At 69.1% G+C, this 15668-nt stretch carries 10 protein-coding genes; 6 read left to right on the forward strand and 4 right to left on the reverse strand.

The genetic code is table 11. From position 1 onward, the window contains the following. Positions 1-6: 6 nt before the first annotated feature. On the reverse strand, positions 7-1923 hold the full coding sequence (locus tag HPO96_RS31160) for a CASTOR/POLLUX-related putative ion channel (RefSeq protein ID WP_171677963.1): 1917 nt from the start codon (positions 1921-1923) through the stop codon (positions 7-9). 131 nt (positions 1924-2054) lie between these two features. Here HPO96_RS31160 and HPO96_RS31165 point away from each other — a divergent pair, with 131 nt between their 5' ends. Further along, a complete protein-coding gene (locus tag HPO96_RS31165; protein WP_171677964.1) occupies positions 2055-2435 on the forward strand; it encodes a hypothetical protein in 381 nt (126 codons plus the stop codon). 46 nt (positions 2436-2481) lie between these two features. Here HPO96_RS31165 and HPO96_RS31170 read toward each other — a convergent pair whose 3' ends face one another. Beyond that, positions 2482-4257 (reverse strand): acetyl/propionyl/methylcrotonyl-CoA carboxylase subunit alpha, encoded by a 1776-nt coding sequence (locus tag HPO96_RS31170; protein WP_171677965.1) that lies wholly within the window; start codon positions 4255-4257, stop codon positions 2482-2484. A gap of 150 nt (positions 4258-4407) precedes the next feature. On the opposite strand from HPO96_RS31170, the gene HPO96_RS31175 reads away from it, so the two are divergent. Together HPO96_RS31175 and HPO96_RS31180 are read left to right on the forward strand one after the other, a co-directional pair. After that, positions 4408-5337 carry an SMP-30/gluconolactonase/LRE family protein gene (locus HPO96_RS31175; protein ID WP_171677966.1) on the forward strand — a complete coding sequence of 310 codons (930 nt, stop codon included), beginning with the start codon at positions 4408-4410 and terminating at the stop codon, positions 5335-5337. Continuing rightward, the gene (locus tag HPO96_RS31180; RefSeq protein WP_171677967.1) at positions 5330-7687 is read left to right on the forward strand and encodes an ATP-binding protein; all 2358 of its coding nucleotides are present in this window, start codon (positions 5330-5332) and stop codon (positions 7685-7687) included. The genes HPO96_RS31175 and HPO96_RS31180 overlap by 8 nt, the downstream gene beginning before the upstream one ends. Here the strand turns inward: HPO96_RS31180 and HPO96_RS31185 are convergent. Further along, positions 7674-9107 carry an Nramp family divalent metal transporter gene (locus HPO96_RS31185; protein WP_171677968.1) on the reverse strand — a complete coding sequence of 478 codons (1434 nt, stop codon included), beginning with the start codon at positions 9105-9107 and terminating at the stop codon, positions 7674-7676. The genes HPO96_RS31180 and HPO96_RS31185 overlap by 14 nt on opposite strands. 116 nt (positions 9108-9223) lie before the next feature. On the opposite strand from HPO96_RS31185, the gene HPO96_RS31190 reads away from it, so the two are divergent. The 3 genes from HPO96_RS31190 to HPO96_RS31200 all read left to right on the forward strand — a co-directional run bounded on the left by HPO96_RS31190 (position 9224) and on the right by HPO96_RS31200 (position 13408). Continuing rightward, positions 9224-11656: an excinuclease ABC subunit UvrA gene (locus tag HPO96_RS31190; RefSeq protein WP_171677969.1), complete on the forward strand. Its 2433-nt coding sequence runs from the start codon at positions 9224-9226 to the stop codon at positions 11654-11656. Between the two features lie 70 nt (positions 11657-11726). Further along, positions 11727-12509: a hypothetical protein gene (locus HPO96_RS31195; protein WP_171677970.1), complete on the forward strand. Its 783-nt coding sequence runs from the start codon at positions 11727-11729 to the stop codon at positions 12507-12509. After that, positions 12506-13408: a DUF3037 domain-containing protein gene (locus HPO96_RS31200; RefSeq protein ID WP_171677971.1), complete on the forward strand. Its 903-nt coding sequence runs from the start codon at positions 12506-12508 to the stop codon at positions 13406-13408. The genes HPO96_RS31195 and HPO96_RS31200 overlap by 4 nt, the downstream gene beginning before the upstream one ends. A gap of 84 nt (positions 13409-13492) precedes the next feature. Here the strand turns inward: HPO96_RS31200 and HPO96_RS31205 are convergent, their stop codons facing one another. Then, positions 13493-15640 (reverse strand): MMPL family transporter, encoded by a 2148-nt coding sequence (locus HPO96_RS31205; RefSeq protein WP_171677972.1) that lies wholly within the window; start codon positions 15638-15640, stop codon positions 13493-13495. Positions 15641-15668: the final 28 nt, after the last annotated feature.

Genomic DNA, 15668 nt, shown 5'->3' on the forward strand with positions numbered 1-15668 from the left:
CCTCCCTCACCGAGATGTCTGGAGGGAACTTACAGCGTCAACCTGAGAACTGTCTGTTAAACCGGCCGAACTGTGATCAGCCAGCACCACCACCCGATCACCCGCGCCGAGCGTCACCGGCGCGTCCGGCGCCGGGTTCAGGACCACGCCGTACGCCGGGGGCCGGTGGAAATCGGCGTGCGTGCGGTACCCGATCGCGGTCTCCCCGCGCCGCCGGGCCGCCTCGGCCAGCGTGGCGAAGTTGGCCGGCTCGCCGGGGACGACGTAGTCCGCGGCCGGGTTGAGGTAGATCTCCGCGCCGTCGGGGCTGAGCAGCTCGGCGAAGACGCCGGCCAGGTTCCGGTTCTCGGTCAGCTGGGTGAGCAGCAGGCTGATCAGCTTCTCGCTGACCACGAAGTCGTCGGCCCGGGTGACCTGGGCGATCTCGCGGTTCGCCTCGTCGTTGATCTCGCTGACGATCGAGTACGGGTCGCCGAGCTGCTGCTCCAGATCGCGCAGGTGCAGCAGCGTCAGCAGTGTGCGCGCGTCCGCCTCCTGACCGCCGCGCCCGTCGGCCGACAGCACGATCACGTGCTGGTACGTCGCCACGTCGAGCGCCTCCAGCTCGGCCCGGTTGGTCGGGTCGCAGTACGTCGTACCGACGGTCAGGTGGGTGTACGAGCCGAGCTGGGTCGGGTCCGGCCCGGCGACCTGCAGGTGCGAGCCGGGTGCGGCGAACTCGTCGAGCAGCGCGACGATCTTCGGGGCGCGCTTGTTCCAGCCGATCATCAGCGTCCGCGCCGGCTCGGCCGGACGCCGAACCACCGGCGCGATCGCGTTCGGCAGGATCGGGACGGCGGTGTGCGCACGATGGATCAGGCTGTCGTCGTCCGCGAGCACGATCAGCTCGTCCGTCGCGTCGACGATCCGGGCGGACGGCGGGTTCAGTTCGATCTTGCCGTCGGCGGCGCGGAGCCCGACCGGGATACCGCGGTCGAACGTCCGGCTCACCTCGCCGAACGGCTGCCCGGCCGCGGAGGCCTCGGCACGCAGGTAGAACTCCGTCCCCGCGAAGGCCAGCAGGTCGGTGCAGACCGCGGACAGCCCGGACTGCCGGTGCGCCTGGACGATCAGCCGGACGGCGAGATCGTCCGCGCCGACCAGTTGCGTCCGCGGCCCACCGGCCAGCTGCGCCGCGGCGAGGTTGTCGGAATCGTTGACCGCGGCCACTACCTGCGGACCGCCGGACGCACGCGACCGGTCGCCAAGCGCGAGCAGGATCTTGATCACCTGGATGTCGGCGTCCTCGACCGGCGGCGGCAGCACCATCACCGACCGGGCCTCGGCCAGGTTGACCAGGTCGAGGTCGGCCGGACGCAGCGGGTTCCCGGTCCGGCAGACGACGACCGTCCGGCCGAGATCACCGACGCGCGCCCGGAGCGCGTCCTCCATCTCGACCTTGTCCTTGTCGGCCAGGATCGCGATACACGACCGCCGCTGGCTGTGGTTGGCCTGCACCAGCTCGGCGACCACCGTGAACACCTGCTCGGACCAGCCCAGGACGACGGTGTGCCCACGCTCGACCACCTTCGACCGCCCCTTGCGCAGGTCCGCGATCTTGCCCTCGAGCCCGGTCGTCAGCACCCCGATGAACGCGCTCACCACGAAGATCCCGCCAACCGTGATCGCCAGCATCAACCCCATGAACACAGGGCTCCCGGAGTCCCCGCTCACAGTGCCCGCGTCGATCGCCCGCATCAGCGTCAGCCAGAAGACATCCGGCCACCCGCCGTGCTGCTGCACGTCGCCGGGCACCAGCCAGATCACCAGCACCGACACGATCAGCACCAGCAAGGTCGATGCCAGCCCCAGCCATCCGACCAGCGCCGGCGTCCCCCGCGACATCGTGCTGTCGAACCAGTACCGCGCCCGCGCCCGCCACATATTCCACTCCTCAGCCTCACTCGAACCCGGTGACTATAGGCGACCCCGGGGTGACTGGCGGAGTGACCTCTTCATCGTGCATACTCAGTATCTAGATACCGAGTATGCAATCCACCAAGAGGGGATACATCATGAGGATTCGGCTGATCGGGGCGGCACTGGGCGTGGCAATGCTCGCGGCGGCGCCGGTGGCGGCGCACGCGGCGCCGGCCAAGGCGCAGACGTCGCAGCCCTACACCCATCTCGTCCAGGGCAAGGACTGGAACACCGGCGGCACGTACATCGCCACCGGCGGCGACATCAAGCTCAACCTGAGCACGCTGGAGAAGAACACCCAGGTCCTCGTCGAGGAGTGCGAGGGCCCGGATCTCGGCGACGTCAAGAAGTTCACCAAGAAGGCGCCGAGCCACACCCTGGCCACCGGGATCGCGAAGGGCACCTGCTTCCTGGTGCTGCTCTCGCCGGCCACCGGTACCGGCGGCTACCTGGTCAAGGGCACGCTCAGCTACTGAGTGCGCCGGGGCGCCGCGGCTTTGCAGGCCCGCGGCGCCCTCGACCTCAGTCCTTGATCTCGCAGAGGACGGCGCCGGCCGACACGGTGGCGCCGACCTCGGCGTTCAGGCCGGTCACGGTGCCGGCCTTGTGCGCGTTCAGCGGCTGCTCCATCTTCATCGCCTCCAGGACGACGATCAGGTCGCCCTCGGCGACCGTGGCGCCCTCCTCGACCGCGAGTTTCACGATCGTGCCCTGCATCGGCGAGGTGAGCGAGTCACCGGACGCCGCGGCGCCCTTACCGGACCCGCCGGCCCGCCGCGCCGGCTTCTTCTTGGCCGCCGCGCCGCCACCGGCCGCAGCACCGGAGCCGACACCGAGACCGGCCGGCAGCACGACCTCGAGCCGCTTCCCGCCGACCTCGACGGTCACCTTCTCCCGCTCGCCCGCCTCCGCGGCCTCGCCCGGGGCGCCGTCGTACGGCGTCAGCTGGTTGTCGTACTCGGTCTCGATCCAGCGCGTGTGCACCGTGAACCCGTCATCCCCGACGTACGCCGGATCCGACACGACGGCCGCGTGGAACGGGATGACCGTCGGCATCCCCTCGACGACGAATTCCTTCAGCGCGCGCCGCGACCGCTCCAGCGCCTGCGTCCGGTCCCGGCCGGTGACGATCAGCTTCGCGACCAGCGAGTCGAACGCGCCGGGCACGGTCTCACCCTCGTCGTACCCGCCGTCGATCCGGACGCCGGGGCCGCTCGGCGGCTTCCACTTGGTCAGGGTGCCGGGCGCGGGCAGGAAGCCGCGCCCGCCGTCCTCGGCGTTGATCCGGAACTCGATCGAGTGCCCGGACACCTCCGGGTCGTCGTACCCGAGCTCCTCGCCCTGAGCGATCCGGAACATCTCCCGGACCAGATCCAGCCCGGTGACCTCCTCGGAGACCGGGTGCTCGACCTGCAGCCGGGTGTTCACCTCCAGGAACGAGATCAGCCCGTCCTGCCCGACCAGGAACTCGCACGTCCCGGCGCCGACGTACCCGGCCTCGCGCAAGATCGCCTTGGACGACGTGTACAGCGTCTCCAGCTGCTCTGCGGTCAGGAACGGCGCCGGCGCCTCCTCGACCAGCTTCTGGTAGCGGCGCTGCAGCGAGCAGTCCCGCGTGGAGACGACCACGACGTTGCCGTGCGAGTCGGCCAGGCACTGGGTCTCGACGTGCCGCGGCTTGTCCAGGTAGCGCTCGACGAAGCACTCGCCGCGCCCGAACGCGCTGACCGCCTCGCGGGTCGCCGACTCGAACAGCTCCGGCACCTCGTCGAGCGTCCGCGCGACCTTCATTCCGCGGCCACCGCCGCCGTACGCCGCCTTGATCGCGATCGGCAGCCCGAACTCCTCGGCGAACGCGACCACCTCGGCCGCGTCGGCGACCGGGTTCGGCGTGCCGGGGACCTGCGGCGCGCCGACCTTCTCGGCGATGTGCCGCGCCTTGACCTTGTCGCCGAGCGAGTCGATCGCGGACGGCGGCGGCCCGATCCAGATCAGCCCGGCGTCGAGCACGGCCTGGGCGAATTCGGCGTTCTCGGCCAGGAAGCCGTAGCCGGGATGGACGGCGTTCGCGCCGGAGCGGGCCGCGACGTCCAGGATCTTGGCGATGTTCAGGTAGGAGTCGGCCGGGGTCGCGCCGTCCAGCGCGTAGGCCTCGTCGGCCAGCCGGACGAACAGCGCGTCCCGGTCCTGATCGGCGTACACGGCGACGCTGCCCAGGCCGGCGTCGGCCGCCGCCCGGACGACGCGCACCGCGATCTCACCGCGGTTGGCGACCAGTACTTTGGTGATCTCGGACAATGCACGACTCCCTTCAAGCCTGAGGCCACTCTAGAGTCCAAAGTCTGGACAGTGGGGAGGGCGTTGATCACATCCGGTGCCGGGCGCGCCGCCGAACAGCGACGGAATAAGGTCAGGACCTGAGTACGCCGCTGATCTGAGGGAGTCGAGATGTCGGGGATTCTGGAGCCGCTGGCGGGAACCGTGCCGGCGGTGTGGGAGAAACTGGACGACCGGTTCGACGGGATCCGGGGCGACCACCACCTCGAGCGGCTGTGGACCGGCGGCCGCTGGCTGGAAGGGCCGGCGTATTCACCGGCCGGCCGCTACCTGGTCTGGAGCGACATCCCGAACGACCGGATCCTGCGCTGGGACGAGACGTCGTACCAGGTGTCGGTGTTCCGGCAGCCCGCCGGTTACACCAACGGGCACACCCTCGACCAGCAGGGCCGCTTGGTCAGCTGCGAGCACGGCAACCGCCGCGTGACGCGGACCGAGCACACCGGCCAGGTGACCGTGCTCGCCGATCGGCACGAGGGCAACCGGCTGAACAGCCCGAACGACGTCGTCGTCCAGCGCGACGGCTCCGTCTGGTTCACGGATCCGGCGTACGGGATCGACAACGACCTCGAGGGCTATCAGGCCGAGATCGAGACCGGCGGCTGCCATGTCTACCGGATCGCGCCGGACGGCGTCCTGACCCGCGTCGCCGACGACTTCGACCGGCCGAACGGCCTGGCCTTCTCACCCGACGAATCGCTGCTCTACATCACCGACACCGAGCGGGCCACGATGCGCGTCTTCACGGTCGACGGCGATCGGATCTCCGGCGGCGAGCTGTTCGCCGAGTGCGGGAACGGCGCCTTCGACGGCATCCGGGTCGACACCGCGGGCCGCGTCTGGGCCTCGGCCGCGGACGGCGTCCACGTCTACCACCCGGACGGCACGCTGCTCGGCAAGCTGCTCGTCCCGGAGGTCGTCTCGAACCTGACCTTCGGCGGCCCGAAGCGCAACCGGCTCTTCATCACCGCCACGACCTCGGTCTACTCCCTCTATACGACCGTGAACGGCGCGGCCCCGCCGTACGCCGCACATGTCTGACTTCGGGCCGGTACTGCGGAAGTTCCGCAAGGACGCCGGGCTGTCGCAGGAGCGGCTGGCCGAGGCAGCCGGTGTCAGCGTCGAGGCGATCAAGACGCTGGAGTCGGGCCGGCGGCGGTACCCGCGGTCGGCCACGCTCAACCTGCTGGCCGACGGGCTCGGCCTGACGAGCGAGCAGCGCGCTGAGCTCGCGGCCGCGGGCGACCGGAAGCAGACGCGGGTCAGCGTGCCCAGGCAGTTGCCGGACGACCTCGACGACTTCGCCGGCCGTGACCAGCAGATCGCCGAGCTGGAGCGGGTCTTCGCGGCCCAGCAGAGCCGCCCGGGCGTCGTGGTGACGTCGGCGATCGCCGGGATGGGCGGGATCGGGAAGACCGCGCTCGGCGTGCATGTCGCGCATCGCGTGGCCGACCGCTTCCCCGACGGCCAGCTGTACCTGAACCTGCGCGGCTTCGGGCCGGGGGAGCCGATGACGGTCGAAGAGGCGCTCAGCCGGCTGATGGAGAGCCTCGGCCTGCAAGCCGCCGACGAGCTGGCGGACGTCGGTGAGACGGCCGCGCGCTATCGGTCGGCGCTGGCCGGGCGCCGGGTGCTGCTACTGCTCGACAACGCGGCCGATGCGGCCCAGGTGGCGCCATTGTTGCCGGGGGCATCGACCTGTGCGGTGCTGATCACCAGTCGCCGCGGATTGACCGAGCTGCCCGGCGTCGCTCATGTGACCCTCGACGTGCTGCCCGACCGGGACGCCGTCCGGATGCTGGCGTCCGTCGTCGCTGACGGCCGGATCGCAGCCGATCCGGCCAGCGCGCTGGCGATCGCGCGGCTCTGCGGCGGGGTGCCGCTCGCGCTCCGGATCGCCGGGGCCCGGCTCGCCGCCGAACCGACCTGGACGGCGGCGGATCTCAGCGACCGCCTGGACGCCGCGCACCGCCGCCTGGACGAGCTGTCGATCGCGGACCTGGACCTGCGGGCCAGTATCGAGCTCTCGGTCGCCGCCGCGGCCGACCGCGACCCGGAGACGATCGCCGCGTTCCGGCTGCTCGGCCTGCACGACGGCGAAGAGCTGGACGTCGAGGTCGCCGCCGCGCTGCTCGACCTGCCGGTCGCCGTGACGGAGCAGATCCTGGAGCGGCTGGTCGATCTGCACCTGCTCGACTCGGTGGCCCCGCGGCGCTACCAGTTGCACGACCTGCTCCGCAGCTTCGTCCAGGAGACGACGGCCCAGCTCGTCGACGACGCGGGCCGGGAAGCCGCGCGGATGCGGGTGCTGCGGCTCTATCGCTCGGTCGCCTGGCGGGTCCGCTCGTTCGACTTCCTCGATTGCCTGATCGACGACTGGATGGACGCCGACTGGGTGGCCGGGGCCGAGGATCGCACGCTGGCAGAGGGCCTGGCCTGGCTCGATGCGGAGGCCGACGAGATCATCGGCGCGGTCCGCCGAGCCGCAACTGCGGCGGCGACCAAGGCGGAGCGGGTCCTGGTCGGTGAGCTCGTGGCTGGTCTGCTGCCGTACTTCCATCTCCGCCGCCGCTACTCCGACGGCGTCCTGCTCGGCACGATCGCCGTCGTCACCGCGGATGCGATCGCGAACCCGCTGGCGGCCGCCGTGCTGCCTTTCGAGCTGGCCCAGCAATGCGGCGCGGCCGGTCACTACTCCTGGGCGCTCGGCTACATGACCACCGCGCTCGCGGCGCTGCATGCCCTCGACTACGAGATGAAGACGCTGGAGGCCGACGTCCATCTGGGTGAGTACCTGGTCGAGCTCGGCCGGTACGACGAGGCGCGGGTCGCGGCCGAGCGCGCGGTCGCGGGCGCCGTCCGCGGGGAGTACGAGATCACCGAGGCCGACGGCCGGCTCATTCTCGGTATCATCGCCGGCCGACAGGGCCGGACGGCGACGCAGGACGAGGAGTTCGGCCGCGCTGTCGAACTCGTCCGCCGGGCCGGGACGCCGAACGCGCGGCAGTCGGTGCTGAACACGGTCGGCTCCTCGTACCTGGAGACCGGCCGCTACGACGAGGCCCTGCGCTACTTCGAGGAGTGCCGGACGACGGCGCTCGGCGCCGGCCACGAGTTCGCCGTCGCCGAGGCGCTCGAAGGTCTCGGCCGGATCGAGCTGGCCCGCGGCGTCCTCGACGCCGCCGAGGACTACCTGCGCGCGGCCCTCGCCGTACTCGCGGGCACCTGGCAGCCGGAGGTCGGCGTCCGCGAGCACTTGGGCCGCGTCCTGGCCGCCGCCGGGCGGCACGAGGAGGCCGCCGTCCAATGGCGGATCGCCCTCGACCTCCTGGTCCGGCACGGCGCGCCGGACCAGGAGACGATCAGAGCGTTGCTGCTCACAACTTCTTGAGCTGGTCGATGATCGTGAAGACCGCGAGGAAACCGAAGGCCAGGAAGGCGAACCCGAGGACGGCGGTGCGCAGCGGGGTGATCCGGATCGCCTTCGGGAGCGCGCGGGAGTTCATCCACCAGAGCAGGCCGGAGTAGACGAACATCATCGTGCCCGCGGTACAGGCGGAGATCACCAGCAGCACCAGCGGCTGGGTCAGCCCGGCCAGCAGCACGATGATGCCGAAGGCAACGAGACCCCAGACCAGGCCGAAGTACAGCTTGGACTCGCTGACCTTCGACGTCCGCAGGTAGCGGGCCTTGATCATGTCGGCGGTCAGCCGGGAGGTGTAGTCGACGATCCCCGCGGCCGCGGCGAACAGCGAGAACGCGCCGATCGCCCAGAACAGGTAGCCGAACCAGCCGCCGACCAGGGTCTGCAGCGTGACGCCCTCGATCTTCAGGAAGCTGATGTTGTTCTTGACGTCGGGATTGCCGAACAGCGTCGCGTGCGCGAGCATCGAGGTGAACGCGATCGTGAGCACGGTGATCGCGACGAAGGTCGCCGCCTGCTCGATGTTGGCGAACTTCCACCAGCGCCGCCAGCGGGCCAGGTTCTCGTCGTTCGGCGTGAAGACGTAGCCGTTGGCGGTCGGATCGGCCTCGGGCTCGCCGGTGACCGGTGAGGTCAGCCGCGGGACGTGGATGCCCTGGGCGAAACCCTTGTCCCGGATCCAGTTGCTCTGCACCAGGTTCTGGCCGCCGCCGGCCCCGGCGTACGCGATCGCGCCCATCATCAGCGCGAAACCGAGCTGGTCGACCGGGAACTCCGGATGTGTGACCGCGTGCCCGAGGGCGTCGTACGTCTTGGCCCGGATCGCGAAGATCAGCGCCAGCACGACGAGCAGGCCGACGGCCAGGATCTTGACGAAGATCAGCCGCTCCAGCATGACGTAGACCACCGGGGCGAAGGTCAGGATGAGACCGATCGAGGCCAGGATGCCGATCGCGATCCAGCGCGGGTCCCCGCCGCCGAACAGATAGGTGAGCATCGAGGCCGAGCTGGTCGCCCAGCCGGGCCACATGTTCGCGAAGTAGGTCATGATCGCGAAGAAGAGGCCCCAGTGTTTGCCGTACCGGTTGAAGCCGGTCAACGCTGTCTCACCAGTGGCCAGCGTGTACCGCTCGATCTCCATGTTCAGGAACCACTGGATCACCACGCCGACCAGGGCGCCCCAGAGGAACACCAGCCCGACCTGGCTGGAGATGTAGGGCCACAGGATGAACTCGCCCGACGCGAGCCCGACCCCGGCGCCGACCATGCCCGGACCGACGATCTTCCAGGTCTGGGTCGGCGGCTCCGGCAGGTCCCGGACCTGGGGAGCGGGGAGGTTCTTCGTCGGCAGCGCGAATCTGCCGTGGTCCGTCGATGTGTCAGCCATCCGGGCTCCTCACGTCTCGACCGTTTACCGGAGGTTAGCGGTTCTGGAGCGCCGCGAACCAGTTCCCGGCCCGGCGCAACCAGATACCGCGTGCGCTCCGGGGCTAGCCTGACCATATGCACTGGGGCGAGCAGGTGGCGGTTCGTGGGGCTCGAGTCCACAACTTGCAGAACGTCGACGTCGACGTACCGCTGCGGCAGCTCGTCGGGCTGACGGGCGTGTCCGGGTCGGGCAAGTCGTCGCTGGCGCTCGGCGTCCTGTACGCCGAGGGCTCGCGCCGGTACCTCGAAGCGCTGTCGACGTACACCCGTCGGCGGCTGTCGCAGGCGGCGCGGGCCGATGTGGACGCCGTGGACGGCGTACCGGCCGCGATCGCCCTGCATCAGCGGCCCGCGGTGCCTGGTGTGCGCAGTACGTTTGGGACGGCGACAGAACTGTTGAACTCGGTCCGCTTGATGTACTCGCGATTGGGGACGCATTTGTGTCCCAACGGGCATCCGGTGCCGGCGAGTATCGAGATCGCCTCGACCGGGCATCTGACCTGTCCAGTCGACGGGGTGCGGTTCGCGGTGCCGGGTGCGGAGGACTTCGCGTTCAACGGTGACGGGGCCTGCGAGGTCTGCAGAGGGACGGGCGAGACCCGGCAGATCGACCAGGCGTCGTTGGTGCCGGACGAGTCGCTCTCGATCGACGAGGGCGCCGTCGCGGCGTGGGGTTCGATGGGCGCGAGTCTGCTGCCGCAGGTGGTCGCCGCGCTGGACGTGCGGACCGACGTACCGTTCCGGGAGCTGACGGATGCGGAGCGGGAGATCGTCCTGCACGGGCCGGAGACGAAGCGGCAGGTGATCGTCACCAGCCGGAAGGGCAACGTCTTCGACCTCAACGCGACGTACCGGAACGCGAACCGGGTCATCGAAGATGCCTTGGGCAACGCTCAGAGCGAGAAGACGATGGCCAGGCTCGATCGGTTCACGCAGGTCGCCGAGTGCCCGGCCTGTCACGGGTCGCGGTTGAACGAGCGGGCCCGGTCGGTGCTGCTGAACGGCGTACCGCTCGACGAGCTGTCGACCTGGACGCTGGACCGGACGACGTCCTTCCTGCAGTCGCTGGAGGTGCCGGAGTCGCTGCGCCGGATGGCGGCGCAGATCGTTGCCGCGTTCACCCCGACGGCGACTCATCTGCTCGGGCTCGGGTTGGGGTATCTGTCGCTCGGCCGCGCCTCACGCACGTTGTCGACCGGTGAGTTGCAACGGGTGCAGCTGGCGCGGACACTGCGGAGCAGCGCGACCGGCCTGCTCTACGTGCTGGACGAGCCGTCGGTCGGGCTGCATCCGAGTAACGTCGATGCGCTGATCGACGTCGCGCGGCGGCTGGTCGAGACCGGCAACTCGGTGGTCCTGGTCGATCACGATGTCCGCGTGCTGCGGCGGGCGGACTGGCTGATCGAGATCGGCCCAGGGGCCGGTGCGCACGGCGGCTCGATTGTTGCCGCTGGCACCGTTGCCTCGTTGGAAGCGTCGGACGAATCGTTGATCGGCGGGTTTCTGAGCGGGGCCGAGCCGGTGGTCGTACGGCCGCGGGTTGCGGAGGTCTTCGAGTACGGGCGGATCCGGATCGAGACCGAGCAGCGGTTCACGCTACAGCCGCTGACGGCGGAGTTCCCGATCCGGCGGTTGACGGCGGTGACCGGGGTATCGGGTTCCGGGAAGACGACGCTCGTGCTCGACAGCCTCGCCGCGGAGCTGATCCGGCCCGGCAGCGCTCCGCACGTCCGCCGGGTGGACGCCGGCGGGATCGAGCGGACGGTCGTCGTCGACGCCGTCCCGATCGGCCGCAACGTGCGTTCCACGGTGGCGACGTACAGCGGCGTACTCGATGAGCTGCGCCGCGCCTACGCGGCGGCCGGCCCGCTGTCGGCCGCCGACTTCTCCTACAACACCGGCAGCCTGCGCTGCCCGCAATGCGACGGCACCGGCCAGATCTCCCTCGACGTCCAGTTCCTCCCCGACGTCGACATCCCGTGCCCGCTCTGCGGCGGCACCCGCTACGGCCCCGACGCGGACGCCGTCACCCTCGACGGCCTGACCATGCCCCAGGCCCTGTCACTCACCGTCCAGCAAGCCCGCACGTACTTCAAGAAGCTCCGCAAGATGCAGGCCCGCCTACGCACCCTCGACGAGATCGGCCTCGGCTACCTCCTCCTCGGCGAAGCCACCCCGGCCCTGTCCGGCGGCGAAGCCCAGCGCCTCAAACTCGTCACCGACCTCGAAAAGCCCCAAACCGGCACCCTCTTCATCTTCGACGAGCCCAGCGTCGGCCTGCACCCCGCCGACATCCGAGTCCTCCTCTCGGTCTTCGACCGCCTCATCGCCGCCGGCGCCACCGTCATCGTCATCGAACACGACCTCGACCTCATCGCCAACGCCGACCACGTCCTCGACCTCGGCCCCGGCGGCGGCACCCAAGGCGGCCGCATAGTCGCCGCCACCACCCCCGAGCTGCTCCCCGGCATACCGGAGAGCATCACCGGCCGCTACCTGCGCCAGTGACAACCGAGATCCATCGTGCTGGGATCGCCGGAAATGGGAAAACCGCAATGGTTGTGGGATTCTCATGCGGGTGGACGACCGTGAAGACTGGCGCGGCGCGCTGGACGGCGTGCGCCGCCACGAAGCGACCGAAGTGCTGATGGCCCCGATACGACGCACGGAGTCCGGAGCCGCAGCCTTCTTGGGGCTGGCCGAGAGCCAGCGGCAGTACTGGATCAAACCCTTGGGAAACCCTCAAGGCGATCAGATCCTGGTCACCGAGCAACTGGTCTCTGCGGCCGGTCGCCTCATCGGCGCACCGGTGCGGCCGACGGCGCTCATCGAAATTCCCGAAGAACTGTCTGGGTGGAAGTACGGCGAGGTACACCGCCTGTCCGCCGGCATTGCGCACGGCTCGTTGAACCTGGAGTTCGCAGACGTCATCGATGAGTTGCTGTACACGTCGGACGACGACAACGCACGCCGGCAGCCGGCTCTCGCGGCATTATGGGACTGGTGCCTGGGCGAGGACGAACAATGGCTGTACGACCTCCGCGACGACCACTCGATCTGGACGTTCGATCACGGGCTGTGGCTCGGCGGTGGATTTGGCTGGAGCGGCGACCAGTTGGCGCATGACGTTGCTGCCAATTGGTGGTGGACCGAGCCCGTGACAGGAATGGACAAAGCCGCTTTCGGTGACGTCGCGGACCGAATCGAGGCGGTCACCGCAGAGCAGTTGATCGAGGTCGTGGCAGGGGTGCCTGTAGCCTGGGACGTGCCGCCGTTCGAGCTGGAGACCGTAGCCTGGTTCTTGTATCGAAGGCGCACGCCGGTGGCGAACCGACTCAGAGCAGCGGGGAGGGCAGGATGACAGCGGATCGCGTGAGTGGCACGCCGTACATGTACTGGATGCTTCGCTACGTCCCTGACTCGGCTCGTGGAGAGTTCGTCAACGTCGGTCTCATCGTCGGCAACGAACAACGGGCTGATTGGGCTGTGCGGACGGTGCCGTCGCTTAGCAGAGCTTCACGACTAGGCGGTGACGCGCGCTGGGTTGAAGACTGGCTGGCACGATTCCAGGCGGCGGTCGGTTCCGATCTCCCTTTGATGCGGCCGCCTACGCAGAGTTCGTCGTCGGGATTTTCCTTCGCGTCTCTCGACCGGATCAGGCGTCATCTCAACAATTCGTTCCAGATCACCGAGCCGCTTCCGCTCCGGGCCGCGGACGCCGACAGCGCCGCTGACATTTTGTACAGCCAGTTGATCGTGGAGTCGACGCAAGGGCCGCGTTCGACAGATAGAAACACGGCGATTCGCGAACTGCGCGACGCCTTCTACAACGTACCTGAACTCTCGCCAAAGGATGTGCAGAGCAGAGTGCGGCTGCAGGTCGGCCGGCAGCAAGCGCGCTTCGAGTTCGCGATCGGCCGCGACCGGATTGCTCAACTGTCGCACGTGTGGTCCTTCAAGCGCCAGTCGCTCGATGGCCTGTCCGGCGATATTCAGGCGACGAGTTATGTGATCAAGCGGCTCCGGGAGGACGGCGGACTGCTGCTGAATCCCGCGCGTACCAAGCAGGAGCCGGTGCGTCTCTCACGAGACGTGCCGATCCGCGTACTCTACGTTCCGCCGTCTTCGGCCGTGCAACGGGAGATCTTCGAAGGCGCAGAGGAAGCTTGGAGCAATCTCGGTGTCCTGCCTTTTGCCGTCGGCCAGGAAGATCATCTGGCGCAAGAAGCCGTTTCACTCCTGCACTCCAAGGCCAGTTGACGCGCTAAGGCCAAGTGTCAGCTTCAATCGAAGGTGACCACACATTCTATTCATATTTTGCTTTTGTTTTTCTTCTTTTTAGTGCTACTTCTGGCGCGCCAGTTTGCTGGGCCACCAGACCTTCTTGCCGAGGTCGTGGGCGAGGGCGGGGACGAGGAGGGAGCGGACGATGGTGGTGTCGAGGAGGACGCCGAAGGCGACCAGGAAGGCGGTTTGGACCAGGAAGAGGATGGGGAGGACGGCGAGGGCGGAGAAGGTGGCGGCCAGGACGACGCCGGCCGAGGTGATGACGCCGCCGGTGACGGCGAGGCCGGTGAGGATCCCGGGGCGGGTGCCCTGGGTGATCGACTCCTCGCGGACCCGGGTCATCAGGAAGATCGAGTAGTCGATGCCTAGGGCAACGAGGAAGACGAAACCGTAGAGCGGGATGGCGGGGTCGGCGCCGGGGAAGTCGAAGAGGTGGTTGAAGACCAGGGCGCTGACGCCGATGGTGGCGCCGAAGGAGATCACGTTCGCGACGACCAGCAGCACGGCGGCGGCGATCGAGCGCAGCAACAGCATCAGGACCAGGAAGATCACCGCCAGGATGGCCGGGATGATCACCCGCAGGTCGCGCTGGCTGGCATCCAGGACGTCGAGGTTGATCGCGGTGGTGCCGCCGACCAGGATGTCCGGGCTGACCTTGTCGAGCTCGGTCCGCAGGTGCTCGACGACCTTGGTCGCGTCCGGCGAGTCGGCCGGCACCTTCAGCGTCGCCTGAACGAGAACCTTGCCGTCGACAACCTTCGGCGGCTGGCCCGGCACCGGCGAGGCGGACGCCGAACCGACGCCGTCCACCGCGCTCGCCGCCCGGACAACGGCCTCGCTCCGATCGGCCGGAGTGAGGATCTGCACCGGCGTACCGGCGCCCGCGTCGAAGTGTTTGGCGAGCTGCTCCTGCCCGGTGACGGACTCGACCTTGTCCAGGAACAGATCCTCCTGGGAGATCCCACTGGCCTGGAAGGTCGGCAGGAACGCGCCGCAGACGAGCAGACCGAGCGCGCTGAGCACCCAGACCCGCCGCGGGTGTCGCCCAACCAGACCGGAGACCCGGCCCCAGAGCTTCCGGCCGCCGACCTGGTCCGCAGCGTGCACATGGTCGACGCGGGGGATCGACGGCCAGAAGATCCGCCGTCCGAAGGCCAGCAGAATCGCCGGCAGAAACGTCATCGAGGCGATCAGCGCGCCCGCGATACCGATCGCGCCGACCGGCCCGAGGCCCTTCGTGCTGCCCAGCTGGGACAGCAGCAGGCAGAGCAGCCCGAGGATGACCGTCGCGGCGCTGGCCGCGATCGGCTCGAGCGAGGCCCGCCAGGCGATCCGCATCGCGTCGTACTTGCTGGTGTAGTCGTGCAGCTCTTCCTTGTAGCGCGAGACGAGCAGCAGCGAGTAGTCGGTCGCGGCCCCGACGACCAGGATGAACAGGATGCCCTGACTCTGCCCGTTGAGCTCGATCACGCCGTTCTTCGCCAGCGGATAGACGACGAGCGCGGCCAGCGCGAGCCCGAAGACGGCCGTGAGCAGGACGGCGATCGGCAGCACCGGGCTCCGGTACACGATCAGGAGGATCACGAAGACGACCGCGAGCGCGACGCCGAGCAGGATGCCGTCGATCCCGCCGAAGGCGACCACGAAGTCCGCGAAGACGCCGCCCGGCCCGGTCACGTAGACCTGCAGACCAGTTGGCGTCAGATCCTGTTTGATCGTCTGCCGCATCGTGTCGGCGGCCGCGAACAGCACGGTCTCGCCCTCCGTGACGACCTCGTCCGCACGCTCGCCGTCCAGCTCGACGGTGAGCAGCAGCGCCTTCTTGTCCTCCGACGGGACGACGGCCTTCGGCGCGGCGGTCAGGTAGTCGCCGAGCTTCTTCCCGCCGTGCAGCTCCAGCGACGGCACCTTCGCCAGGAAGGCCTGCGCCGCGGTCAGGTCACCTGGAGTGATACCGCTGTCACGCTCGATCAGAACGAAGTACGGCAGCGCGGCCGAGTCGACGAACTTCGCCGCCTCGTTGTTGACCAGCGTCGATTCGGCCTGTTTCGGCAGGAAGCTGGCGTTGTCGTTCTCCTGGACCTCGCTCAGCTTGCCCACCGTGGGCCCGCCGATCCCGCCCAGCACCAGCCAGCCGATCAGCACCAGCGCGATCGCGCTCCGCCACGCCCAGCGCCCCCGCGGCTTCCCGCTCTGCTCGCTCACGGTTCCGTCCCCTCCGTCGGTAAGGGGC

It is taken from the genome of Kribbella sandramycini (assembly GCF_013131805.1).
In the GTDB taxonomy this organism is placed as follows: domain Bacteria; phylum Actinomycetota; class Actinomycetes; order Propionibacteriales; family Kribbellaceae; genus Kribbella; species Kribbella sandramycini.

What these genes read in the sequence shown, in the direction of transcription:
- HPO96_RS31160 (WP_171677963.1), bottom strand. Translation starts at nt 1,923, where the DNA reads ATGTGGCGGGCGCGGGCGCGGTACTGGTTCGACAGCACGATGTCGCGG.
- HPO96_RS31165 (WP_171677964.1), top strand. Translation starts at nt 2,055, where the DNA reads ATGAGGATTCGGCTGATCGGGGCGGCACTGGGCGTGGCAATGCTCGCG.
- HPO96_RS31175 (WP_171677966.1), top strand. Translation starts at nt 4,408, where the DNA reads ATGTCGGGGATTCTGGAGCCGCTGGCGGGAACCGTGCCGGCGGTGTGG.
- HPO96_RS31180 (WP_171677967.1), top strand. Translation starts at nt 5,330, where the DNA reads ATGTCTGACTTCGGGCCGGTACTGCGGAAGTTCCGCAAGGACGCCGGG.
- HPO96_RS31185 (WP_171677968.1), bottom strand. Translation starts at nt 9,107, where the DNA reads ATGGCTGACACATCGACGGACCACGGCAGATTCGCGCTGCCGACGAAG.
- HPO96_RS31190 (WP_171677969.1), top strand. Translation starts at nt 9,224, where the DNA reads ATGCACTGGGGCGAGCAGGTGGCGGTTCGTGGGGCTCGAGTCCACAAC.
- HPO96_RS31200 (WP_171677971.1), top strand. Translation starts at nt 12,506, where the DNA reads ATGACAGCGGATCGCGTGAGTGGCACGCCGTACATGTACTGGATGCTT.